This is a genomic window from Lactiplantibacillus xiangfangensis, from assembly GCF_001438845.1.
Classification (GTDB): domain Bacteria; phylum Bacillota; class Bacilli; order Lactobacillales; family Lactobacillaceae; genus Lactiplantibacillus; species Lactiplantibacillus xiangfangensis.
Map to the genome: position 1 here is coordinate 20,295 of NZ_JQCL01000035.1, position 12,599 is coordinate 32,893.

At 47.1% G+C, this 12,599-nt stretch carries 7 protein-coding genes; 6 read left to right on the forward strand and 1 reads right to left on the reverse strand.

From position 1 onward, the window contains the following. The first annotated feature begins 66 nt into the window (after positions 1–66). The 5 genes from dnaN (at position 67) to gyrA (ending at position 7,657) form a co-directional block, all read left to right on the forward strand. Positions 67–1,206: a DNA polymerase III subunit beta gene (gene dnaN / locus IV64_RS03230; RefSeq protein ID WP_057705737.1), complete on the forward strand. Its 1,140-nt coding sequence runs from the start codon at positions 67–69 to the stop codon at positions 1,204–1,206. A 507-nt stretch (positions 1,207–1,713) separates the two neighbouring features. Then, positions 1,714–1,947 carry a S4 domain-containing protein YaaA gene (gene yaaA / locus IV64_RS03235; protein ID WP_057705738.1) on the forward strand — a complete coding sequence of 78 codons (234 nt, stop codon included), beginning with the start codon at positions 1,714–1,716 and terminating at the stop codon, positions 1,945–1,947. Next, positions 1,948–3,072 carry a DNA replication/repair protein RecF gene (gene recF / locus IV64_RS03240; protein WP_057705739.1) on the forward strand — a complete coding sequence of 375 codons (1,125 nt, stop codon included), beginning with the start codon at positions 1,948–1,950 and terminating at the stop codon, positions 3,070–3,072. Then, positions 3,069–5,015, forward strand: a complete 1,947-nt coding sequence (gene gyrB, locus IV64_RS03245) for a DNA topoisomerase (ATP-hydrolyzing) subunit B (protein WP_057705740.1) — start codon at positions 3,069–3,071, stop codon at positions 5,013–5,015. The genes recF and gyrB overlap by 4 nt, the downstream gene beginning before the upstream one ends. 80 nt (positions 5,016–5,095) lie before the next feature. Further along, positions 5,096–7,657 carry a DNA gyrase subunit A gene (gyrA, locus tag IV64_RS03250; protein ID WP_157061005.1) on the forward strand — a complete coding sequence of 854 codons (2,562 nt, stop codon included), beginning with the start codon at positions 5,096–5,098 and terminating at the stop codon, positions 7,655–7,657. Between the two features lie 755 nt (positions 7,658–8,412). Here the strand turns inward: gyrA and IV64_RS03255 are convergent. Further along, positions 8,413–11,757: an Ig-like domain-containing protein gene (locus IV64_RS03255; RefSeq protein ID WP_057705742.1), complete on the reverse strand. Its 3,345-nt coding sequence runs from the start codon at positions 11,755–11,757 to the stop codon at positions 8,413–8,415. Positions 11,758–12,273: 516 nt separating this feature from the next. Between IV64_RS03255 and rpsF the strand changes: the two genes are divergently transcribed. Continuing rightward, positions 12,274–12,573, forward strand: a complete 300-nt coding sequence (gene rpsF / locus IV64_RS03260) for a 30S ribosomal protein S6 (RefSeq protein ID WP_057705743.1) — start codon at positions 12,274–12,276, stop codon at positions 12,571–12,573. Positions 12,574–12,599 lie beyond the last annotated feature (26 nt).

Below are 12,599 nucleotides of genomic sequence, written 5' to 3' on the forward strand. Positions count from 1 at the left end.
ATTACTACGAACTTTTATTTATTAATCTATATCTAGGCTTGCGTCCCTAGAAGAGAGGATCAACTTATGAAATTCACGATCAATCGATCAGCCTTTATTAAAGAGTTAAATAACGTGCAACGCGCAATCTCATCAAAAACGACAATTCCGATTTTAACGGGGTTAAAATTAGACGTTGCTAGTGACGCCATTACTTTAACCGGTAGTGACGCTGATATTTCTATTGAAACTACGATTCCTGCTAACGATGACAACAATACGTTAGTCGTTGAAGAATCCGGTTCAGTCGTTTTACCAGCCCGGTTCTTCAGCGAAATTGTTAAAAAATTACCCGAAGATACCATGACAGTCGCCGTCGTTGATGGGTTCCAAACCCAAATCACTTCTGGCGCCGCTTCATTTACGATCAACGGCTTAGACCCAGAAAACTATCCGCACTTACCTGAAATTGACACGACCAATACCATCACCTTAGCGGGTGACGTCTTTAAAGAATTGATCGGCCAAACCGTTATCGCAGTTTCTAATCAAGAAAGTCGGCCCATTTTAACGGGGGTTCACTTTATCTTGAAAGACGGCGAATTCCTCGCAGTTGCAACGGATTCACACCGGTTAAGTCAACGTAAGATTAAATTACCAGAAGCTAATAATGCCGATTATGACGTGATCATCCCCGGAAAGAGTTTAACGGAACTATCCCGGATGATTGGTGACGATAATCCAGACGTTCAGATGCGGTTATCAGAAAACCAAGTCCTATTTGTGTTAGGTAACACTTCGTTTTATTCCCGTTTACTCGAAGGAAACTACCCGGATACATCGCGGTTGATTCCAAAGGATTCCAACACGACGGTCGAAATCGAAGCACCGGCTTTATCCGCTGCAATCGAACGGGCCTCACTGTTATCCCATGAAAGTCGGAATAACGTTGTGCGCTTCTCCGTTAACCCAAGCGATAAAACCATTACGATTTTTGGGAACTCACCCGACGTTGGTGAAGTAACTGAAAAGCTGCAACCCGCTGAGTTAGATGGCGAAGAACTCGAAATTTCCTTTAACCCGGATTACATGAAAGAAGCCTTGCGTTCATTTGGCCAGGCCATGATCAAGATTTCATTCACCATGGCACTCCGGCCGTTTACGCTGGTGCCAACTGAAGAAGGCGAAAACTTTATTCAGTTGATCACGCCGGTACGGACGTTCTAAGTAGCTGAATAAATATACAAAGGCACCTAAAAAGGGCGTCATTTCTAATTGAAATGACGCCCTTTTTGATTGGCATTAAGTGACTATAAGCGGTGATATAACTAGCTCAAAGCAATGATGTAACTTTTGAAGTTCAACAAAATGAATAATTAAAATAGGCTCTTGAATACTAGTATGCATTCTTATTCGACCAAAAAAGCTTAACCAGCTAACATCCCGTTAGGTTGAAATGAATGGCGGCGTATGAAAATCGATTTACATTGATTTTTAGGGCAAAAAAACAGGTGATTTTATTAAAAATCGCAAATTTTGGGAATTTTAGCAAATTTACCCCCCGGTTAGTACCCCAACATTAAATCAGCTTAAATCGTCTTAAAATGGCTCTGAGCACGGTTATAAATTGAATTTTCATTAAAAAACAAGTATAATATAACCTGTTGAGGCGTGTCTTAAAGCACGCCACTACGACGCTGATAGCTTGTAAACGAAGGTAAGGCAGGTGACATTGTGAAACAGCCAGTAGATATTAGAACGCCATATATGACGTTAGGGCAACTCTTAAAAGAAGTCGCCATCATTGGATCAGGTGGTCAGGCAAAATGGTTTTTGAAAGAAACAACCGTTCTTGTTAATGGTGAACCAGATGATCGGCGGGGACGTAAACTTTATCCAGGCGATACGATTGAAGTTGCGGACCACGGATCATTTTTTATTCGCGGCAATCAAGAAACGACTGATTAGATGTACTTAGAAAATTTGATTTTGCATGATTTTCGCAATTACGCGGACCTTGAGGTGACCTTTAGCCAGGGGGTGAACGTCCTTCTGGGTGAAAACGCGCAAGGAAAAACGAATTTGTTGGAAGCCATCTACGTGCTGGCCCTGACACGCAGTCATCGGACCGCTAACGATAAGGAACTCATTCGCTGGCAGACTCAGACGGCGACGCTTAAAGGTCGGCTACATAAAGCGACTGGTAGCGTTCCGTTGGAGTTAGAACTCGGTCGGCGGGGAAAACGCGCGCGGGTGAACCATTTAGAGCAAGCCAAGTTGTCACAATACATTGGCAACTTGAACGTGATCGTGTTTGCGCCAGAGGACCTCTCAATCGTTAAGGGAGCACCGGCTGTTCGCCGACGCTTCATGGATATGGAATTTGGTCAGATGAGCCCCAAGTACCTCTATAACTTGAGTCAGTACCGGACGATTTTAAAACAGCGTAATCAATATTTGCGGCAATTAAATCGTCATCAGGCCAAGGATAAAGTCTATTTGAGCGTTCTCTCAGACCAATTAGCAGCGTTTGGCGCGGAGATTATTCACAAACGCCTCGAGCTGCTCCAACAACTTGAACAGTGGGCTCAGGGGGTCCACAGCGAAATCACTCAGCAACAAGAACACCTTACTTTTCACTATGTGACACAGGTCGAACCGGCTGATCAGACGTCGGTCGACCACATTTACCAGACTTTACAAAAACTGTATGCGCAACAGGAAGCCAAAGAAATTTTTCAAGGGACGACGTTACTGGGTCCCCACCGCGACGATTTACAATTTAGCGTCAACGACAAAAATGTCCAGACGTTTGGGTCGCAGGGACAGCAACGCACGACCGCGCTTTCTGTGAAGCTCGCTGAAATCGACCTGATGAAGGCTGAGACCGGCGAATATCCAGTTTTACTATTAGACGACGTATTATCAGAATTAGACGCCGCGCGCCAGACACATTTACTAACGGCGATTCAAGATAAAGTGCAGACCTTTTTAACCACGCCGAGTTTGGACGGGGTGGCCCGCAAGTTAATTAACGCGCCCAAAGTATTTGAAGTTAGCCACGGCATTTTACATGAGGAGGAACCGCATTGACCGAAAATGAAAAAGAAACCAAGCTTGAACGTGCGCGCGAATACGACGCCAGCCAGATTCAAGTTTTGGAAGGCCTAGAAGCTGTCCGGAAACGTCCCGGGATGTATATCGGTACAACGAGTAGCCAAGGTCTCCATCACCTGGTATGGGAAATTGTTGATAACGGGATTGATGAAGCCTTAGCGGGATTTGCCAACGTCATTCACGTGACCGTTGAAAAAGACAATAGTATTACCGTTACCGATAATGGTCGGGGGATTCCGGTCGGGATTCAAAAGAAAACCGGGAAACCCGCTTTGGAAACGGTCTATACGATTCTCCATGCCGGTGGTAAGTTCGGCGGCGGCGGGTACAAAGTCTCCGGTGGACTGCACGGTGTTGGGGCTTCCGTAGTTAACGCGTTGTCTTCCGAATTGGACGTCAAAGTCACGCGGAATGGCCACGTTTACTACATGGACTTTGCACGTGGGAAAGTTAAGACACCGATGAAGATTATCGGTGACGCGTCGGATGAGGAACACGGGACCGCGGTCCACTTCGTTCCCGATCCGGATATTTTCCGCGAAACAACCGTCTACGATATCAGTATCTTAAGAACCCGGATTCGCGAATTAGCTTTCTTAAACAAAGGCTTGCGGATCACGATTCGCGACAATCGTCCGGAAGAACCAACCGAGGACGATTTCTTATACGAAGGCGGTATTCGGCATTACGTTGAATATCTTGATAAGAACAAAACCGTTTTATTCCCAGACCCGATTTACGTGGAAGGGGAACAAAAGGGGATTACCGTGGAAGTCGCCTTACAATACACGGATGACTACCATAGCAATTTAATGACCTTTACGAATAATATCCATACGTATGAAGGTGGGACCCACGAGGAAGGCTTTAAACGGGCCTTAACGCGGGTAATCAATGATTACGCACGGAAGAATAATTTATTAAAAGAAAACGAAGCTAACCTTTCCGGTGAAGATGTCCGTGAAGGGATGACCGCCGTTGTCAGCGTTAAACACCCGGACCCACAATTTGAAGGTCAAACGAAGACCAAATTGGGGAACTCGGATGCGCGGGCTGCCGTGGACCGGCTCTTCTCAGAACATTTCAATAAGTACCTGATGGAAAACCCAAGTGTCGCACGGAAAGTCGTCGACAAAGGGTTACTCGCTTCCAAAGCGCGGGTCGCAGCTAAACGGGCCCGTGAAGTGACGCGGAAAAAGAGCGGTCTGGAAATCAGCAATTTACCCGGTAAGTTGGCTGACAATACGAGTAAAGACCCTGAAATCAGTGAATTGTTCATTGTCGAAGGGGATTCCGCCGGTGGTTCCGCTAAGCAAGGTCGGTCGCGTTTGACGCAGGCCATCTTGCCAATCCGGGGGAAGATTCTGAACGTTGAAAAGGCCAGCATCGACAAGATCCTGGCGAACGAAGAAATTCGGTCACTCTTTACGGCGATGGGCACTGGTTTTGGTGGCGACTTTGACTTGAGCAAGGCGAACTACCATAAACTGATTATCATGACCGATGCCGATGTCGATGGGGCCCATATTCGGACATTACTACTAACGTTGTTCTACCGCTACATGCGGCCACTCGTTGACGCTGGCTTCGTGTACATCGCACAGCCACCGTTGTACCAAGTACGCCAAGGTAAATTTGTGAAGTACATCGATTCTGACGAAGAATTGAGTGAAGTGATGGGGCAATTGGCACCGTCACCGAAGCCAGTTGTACAACGGTATAAAGGGCTTGGTGAAATGGACGCGGAACAGTTATGGGAAACGACCATGGATCCAGAAAAGCGTCGGTTATTACGGGTTCGTGATGAAGACGCAGCGGACGCTGACCAGGTCTTCTCGATGCTGATGGGTGACCAAGTTAAGCCACGGCGTGAGTTTATCGAAGACAATGCCGTATTCGTCAAAGACCTCGATGTTTAGTTTGCCAGGTGCGCTATTTAGCCTAGTTGGTCTAAACGCTAAGAGGACAACAACGGCAGTCAATGAAGGAGGATCTTGTTTTGGCTGATTCAGATTTATCAAATAATCGAATAACAGACATGAACCTCTCCAAAACCATGCGGACGTCATTTTTGAGCTACGCGATGAGTGTTATCGTTGCGCGGGCGTTACCGGATGTGCGAGATGGGTTAAAACCAGTTCATCGCCGTATTCTTTACGGGATGAGTGAACTTGGTGTGACGCCGGATAAGCCGTATAAAAAATCGGCCCGGATCGTCGGGGACGTCATGGGGAAGTATCATCCCCATGGTGACTCCGCAATTTATGAATCAATGGTGCGGATGGCCCAAGACTTTAGTTACCGCTACATGTTAGTGGATGGTCACGGGAACTTTGGTTCAGTCGATGGTGACGGTGCCGCTGCGATGCGGTATACCGAAGCCCGGATGAGTAAAATCGCGGTTGAAATGTTGCGGGATATTAACAAGGACACCGTTGACTACCAACCGAACTACGATGATACTGAACGGGAACCAGAAGTTTTACCAGCGCGTTTTCCGAACCTGTTAGTTAACGGGGCAACCGGGATCGCCGTTGGGATGACCACCAATATTCCACCGCATAACTTGTCAGAAGTGATTTCAGCAATTCACATGTTGATGGATAATCCAGATTCAACCACTGCGGACTTGATGGAAGCTTTACCAGGGCCTGATTTTCCAACTGGCGGGATCGTCATGGGTAAATCCGGTATTCGGAAAGCTTATGAAACTGGTCGTGGCAATATTATTGTCCGCGCCAAAGTCGACATCAAGGAAGAAAAGAACGGTAAGCAACGGATTATCGTCAACGAATTGCCATACATGGTCAACAAAGCGAAGCTGATTGAACGGATTGCGACGCTAGCACGGGACAAAGAAATTGAAGGCATCACCGACATTAACGATGAAAGTGACCGTGAAGGGATGCGGGTCGTCATTGATGTTCGGCGCGATGCCAGTGCTTCCGTGATCTTAAACAATTTGTATAAGATGACGCTGATGCAAACGAACTTCGGTTTCAACATGTTAGCAATCGTTAAGGGTGCCCCAAAGGTCTTGAGTTTAAAGCAAATTCTGATCTATTACTTGGAACACCAAGAAGAAGTTATTCGTCGGCGGACCGCGTTTGATTTGAAGAAGGCGCAAGCCCGTGCCCACATTTTGGAAGGGTTGCGGATTGCGCTCGACCATATTGATGAAATTATTGCGATCATCCGTAAATCACAGACGAGTGAAATTGCGAAGAACCAGTTGATGGATAACTACGGTTTATCCGACAAACAAGCCCAAGCCATTTTGGATATGCGGCTCGTGCGGTTAACTGGTTTGGAACGTGAAAAGATCGAAAGTGAATACCAAGACTTATTGAAGTCAATTGCGGACTACAAAGCGATTTTAGCCAGCAAGGAACGGATCAACCAGATTATTTACGAAGAATTGCTAGAAATCCAACGTAAATTTGGCGATCCACGCCGGACTGAATTAATGATTGGTGAAGTCTTAAGCCTAGAAGACGAAGACTTGATCGAAGAAGAAGAAGTGGCCGTTACCTTAACGCACAACGGTTATATCAAACGGTTACCAACGACTGAATTCAAGTCGCAACACCGTGGTGGCCGTGGGATTCAAGGGATGGATGTCCATGATGATGACTTCATCGAACACTTATTAACGACGTCGACCCACGATGTCCTCCTCTTCTTCACCAACGCCGGGAAAGTCTACCGGATGAAGGCGTATGAGATTCCTGAGTACGGTCGTACGGCTAAGGGGATTCCAGTGATTAACCTGTTAGGGGTTAACTCTGGTGAAAAGATCCAAGCCGTTGTGAACGTCTCGGGTAGTGATGATAATTCCGATAAGTTCTTGTTCTTTACGACCGTTAAAGGGGTCGTTAAACGGACACCCGTCCAAGAGTTTGCCAATATCCGGAGTAACGGGTTAAAGGCAATTACCTTGAAGGACGACGATGAATTAATCGGCGTAACCATCACGGACGGTCATCAAAACGTGATTATCGGAACCCACGACGGCTATGCCGTTAGTTTCGACGAAGGTGCGGTTCGTTCAATGGGACGGACAGCAACCGGGGTCCGCGGGATTCGATTACGGGATGACGACTTCGTCATTGGTTTTGATATTTTGAAACCTGACAGCAACGTCTTTATCATTACCGAAAAGGGTTATGGTAAACAGACGCCCGCTAGCGATTACCCAATTAAGGGTCGTGGCGGTAAGGGGATCAAGACGGCCAACGTGACTGAAAAGAACGGTCACTTAGCTGGTTTGACGACCGTTGAAGGCGCCGAAGATATCATGGTCATGACGGACCAAGGTGTGATGATTCGTTTCAACATTACGACGGTCTCACAAACTGGACGGGCCACCCTCGGGGTTCGCTTAATCCGGCTTGATGACGGTGGTAAAGTTGCCACGATGGCTAAAGTCGACCAAGCAACGGACGATGAAGCAGAAGACGACCAAGCAGACTCAGCAACCACTGACGATGCGACGGAAGCTCCAACCACGCCCGTAACGAATGATTCGGATTCAGACACGACCGATAATGATCAAGCATAATATAGACATTAAACTGCAGCTGCTTTAAGTGGGCCTGCAGGTCATAACGATAAGTAAACATCCCCTAAGTGGCCAGTTTAAGGCTACTTGGGGGATGTTTTTTTAATCTGCTAAAGGTTGAAAAGTCTAAAACTGCTATTAACACCGCAACAGTAGCGATAGTTATTCCTGAATTATCCGCTCCGTCGGGTAAGTCCTGGTGTGCTATGGGGGACGGTCGCAGCCACACTGCGGTCTGCGACCTCGATACAAAGCCGACAGCCCGCGTCTTTGTATCGCCCCGCAAGATTAGCAGACAAGAAACGTCTGCCAATCTTGCCGACACAGCACACCAAGACTACCCGACTGCGCTCAAAACAGTCTTACTATTGTTATTACTTACTGTCAGTGGTAACCGGACTCACTCACAAGTAGCTAAGTCGTATTAGTCTAATACTGATACAACAGTAATCAGTCCCTAAATTTAATTTTCAACCTTTAGATATCCGTCTAAGGTTGCAAATTAGTTGTTTATAACCTAGTCCGGTTGCCACTGATTATCCGTCAAAATAACGATTACTACTTTTACAATATTGACGGTGATTTTGGGCTTTTCGGACTTTTGAGAAAAATAACAAAGAAATCAAAAAAGCCCTACTAAGCTGAGTTTGATTATCGCTAACCAAACTTTGCTTAGTAGGGGGTGGTGTCAACGCGTGAACGAGGTATTGTTGATATTGGGTTAAGGTTGCGATTGGGCAATCCGCCTTTCTGAATTAGTGACGACGTAAATCAAGGTAACCAAGTCCGATACCAAAGAGGATTGCTAAGCAACCGATAATTGTGTCGATCATTGCGTTGTGATTCTCATCGGTTTGCGGCAACTTTTCTGATGTTGAGGCGGTTGAACTTGGCTGTGCCTTGGCTTGAATCTGTGGGCGTACACGTTGAGCCGGTACAGCTGGCGCTGCGGGCACTGGCTTGCTCAGTGCTGGTGCGTTTGGCTTAGTTGGTTCGGTGACGCTAGGTTTCACTGGCGTCGTTGTTTCTGGCTCAGTCGGCTTGGTTTCCGGCTTAACTGGTTCAGTGACGCCAGGTTTTTCTGGTTCGCCGGGCTGACTCGGCGTTGTTGGCGTTACGGGTGGTGTCGGTTGACCAGGCGTTTCCGGTTCGTTTGGTTCGTTAGGGTTGCCAGGCTCACTAGGTTCATTAGGTTCACTAGGTTCTTCTGGTTCGGTAACCAAGTCTGGCCGATCAATCTCGGTGGTGGCACTACCGTCATTGTCGTTGTCGTCAGTGTAAAGTACGGCGTTGTCAAAGACGGCGGCACCATTTGCGGTATTGGTCTTTGTTTGATAGGTCAAGTCAAAGTCATTTGTAACGGTTCCTGCGACTTTAAAGGTCAGGGTGTGATCCGTTACCGTTACGGACAACGGTAACGTTTGGCCGGCCTCATCGATAGCTTTAGCGCTGTCAGTAACGTAAGTTTGGTTATTGCTGAAGGTATCGGTAATGACTGGATTAATTAAAGTATTGCCATTCGCATTAATACCAATGGTCCAATTAATGGTGGTCATGTCGTTGGGATCGTTCCAAGCGGCTTCTTTGGATACGTCAATTGGTACTTTGACTGTCGGCGGCGCTTCACGATCGATGGAGCTACTACCTTCCGCGTGATTGTTGTTATCGTCATCAACGATTGCGGCGTTGTCAAAGGTTGCCGCACCCGTGGCTTCGTTCGTTGTCGTCTGATAAGTTAACGTTAAATCGCTGCTTAATTCACCCGTAAACGTGATGGTCAGGGTTTGACCATTGATAGTGACGGTCGTTGGCACTTGGTTACCGTCGGCATCGACCGCTTTAGCACTGTCAGTAACGTAAGTTTGGTTGTTGCTGAAAACATCCGTTACGACGGGATTCTTGAGCGTATTGCCGTTAGTATTGATTTGCAATTGCCAATTAATGCGATTTTGGTCGTTAGGGTCAGACCAAGCGGCAGTCTTAGTCAGACTAATCGGATCTTTAGCTGGCTCAACCGTTGGCCCCTCGCGCTCGATCGAAGTGTTAGCCTCCGCGTGATGGTTAGCATCATCGTTGACGACCGCGGCGTTGGTAAAGGCGTCCGCACCCGTTGGGGTATTGGTGGTCGTCTGGTAGGCTAGTTGGACATCGGTTGAGAATTCTCCTATCAGTTCGAAAGTTAACTGATGGCCGTTGACACTGGCGATAACGGGGATTTGGCCGGTAGTATCACGAGCCGTAACGCTATCAACAACGTAAGTCTGGTTATCACTTAATTGGTCGGTAATAACGGGGTTGTTTAATTGTTGACCATGGGTAGCAATGTTTAGGGCCCAGTTAATCTTGGTTTGGTCGTTAGGATCAAGCCAAGTTGCGGCCTTCGTCATGGTGATTGGCACTTCTGGTTCGGGTTCCCCAGGCGTCTCTGGCTCTTCAGAATCTTCGGTGATTTCACGATCGATATCCGTGTTGGCCGCGGCCTGGTTGCCAGCGTCGTCCTCATAAACGGCGTCGTTAGCAAATTGTTCAGCCGAAGTCGGATCATTGGTTCTGGTTTGATAGGCGAGTTGAAAATCAGTCGTGTAACTTCCTGGAATCTTAAAGGTGACCTCGTTACCATCGACGGTCGCGGTAACTGGGATTGTTTCGTCCGTCGCGGTGACCGCAATAGCACTGCCAGGGATGAAAGTTTGGTTAGGACTCATGTGATCCGTGATGACCGGATTAACCAGCTGGTTGCCATTGGATGAAATCGTCAAATTCCAGCTGAGTTTGGTTTGATCATCGGGGTCAGACCAAGTCACAGCTTTAGCCATGCTGATTGGTGGCTTAGCTGGTTCAATCGTACGGTCGATTGTAGCGTCAGCGGAAGCTTCGTGACCAGCATCGTCCGTGTAGTTGGCATTGTTGGTAAAAGTTTCTAGCCCGCGAGTTGAAGTAATCGCACTTTGATAGGTCAGGTACAAATTAGTCGTAAAAGTGCCGACCGCCTTAAAGACAATCGAGCGGCCCGCCCCGCTGACACTAGTTGCCAGTAAAATTGGTTGGCCACTCGCAGTCGTCATCTTAGCGCTATTTGGCACGTAAGCCTGATTGTCGCTTAGATGGTCAACGATTTGCGGGTTAATGAGCTGATTATTATGTGCGTTGACCGTAATGTCCCAATTTAACTTAGATTGATCGTGTGGATCAGCCCAACTGACGGACTTATCCATGGTAACGGGTTCCTGAGGCGCCGGTTCACTAGGACCCGGATTACTTGGGGCCGCTTCACGGGTAATCGTAGCGGCAGCGTTGGCTTGGCGGCCCTCGCTGTCACTATAATTAGCGTTGTTATTAAAGGATTCAGCACCGGTTGGTAACTTAGTTTGGGTCTGATAATCCAGCGTAATGTCTGATGTGAAGGCGCCGGATAGCTTAAAGGTCATACTATTCGTGAATAAACTTCCGGAAGCCGTTACGGCGACATTTTGACCCGCAGCGGTGGCGTGAACACTGCCAGCAACGTATTTCTGGTTGCTACTGAAAGTATCCTTAATGACCGGATTGGTCAGGGTGCCGCCGTTGTGGTTGATGGTTAATTGCCAGTTAATGACCGTTGGGTTTTTGGGATCGACCCAACTAGCAGTTTTACTCATTGAGATTGGTGCTGCTGGCGGGGCTTTGACCGGAACGTTAATTTTAAGCCAACCGTGTCGGTTAAGCGGGTTGTACTGAAAGTAGCGGTTAAATGTCATAACGCCGGTAGAACTCCCCGTACCGATATGCACCGTGCCAATTGCAACGCCGCTACTGGTGTAGGCGGTAAAATCATCGTCGGCAGGGATGTAAACGTTGGGTGGCAGGGTGAAGGTCATGGTGTCACCGGCCCTAACGGTAACGCCGTTAGGAATACTCCAATTGTAATTGACGATGTATTCGCCGGGAGCTAGTTGAACGTCGTGCCCAACGGTATTACCCTGAGCATCTTTGATGACGGCGCTATTCACGTCGACCCCCGTAGCTTGCACCTCACTTGCTCGACCAAGCAGGGGTGGACTCAGAATCATGAGCGCTAGGCCGGTAACAGCTAGCAAAAAGAAGCGCCAAAACTTTTGCATTATTGATTCCTCCAATCAATGCTTTTTCTTGTCAATTCGCACTAGGCTATCTTGACAAACAAAATCTAGCACGTCGGGAATGACAACGATTACAGCGTTGATTCGTTTGTAAACCTGACAAATTGGTGGAATCGGTGCTACGAAGCGCTTCTTATTGCTAATTTAATAGCTTAAGCGGGAAGCCTGGTGACGATTAGGGGCGGTTGGCCCACGTGACCGGTTAAATAAAATTGTAAGTGATTATTTTTGAAATGATTGGGTGGTCTAGTTACTGGGTGAGTGAAAATGAGTTGGCAGTTAAAAAGCTGAAAAAGAGACGCGAGGCAAGGAGAGAAATTGCGTATTTAGACTATGTAACGCATTCCAAAATCTTTTTAGTTAGTCGGCCGCCCCACCCTTGCAACAAATTTATTTAGATGCTATACTTGTAATTCGTGAGTATCTAAGTATCACTTAGCTTACTTTCCTTGCTCTTCAAAAAGAAGGGCCTGAAGTCCATAAGGAGGTGCAAATTTCATGAGTGAATCAAAGAAATATGAAATTACTTACATCGTGCGTCCCGACATCGACGATGCTGCCAAGACAGCTTTAGTTGATCGTTTCGACAAAATCTTAACTGATAACGGTGCACAAGTAATTGATTCAAAAGACTGGTCAAAGCGTCGTTTCGCATACGAAATCGGCGGTTTCACTGAAGGTACTTATCATATCGTAAACTTAACTGCGACTGATGACGCTGCCTTGAACGAATTCGACCGTCTTTCAAAGATCAATGATGACATTTTACGTCACATGATCGTTAAACGCGAAGACTAATATTCGAAATTAAACTAGAGAGGAGC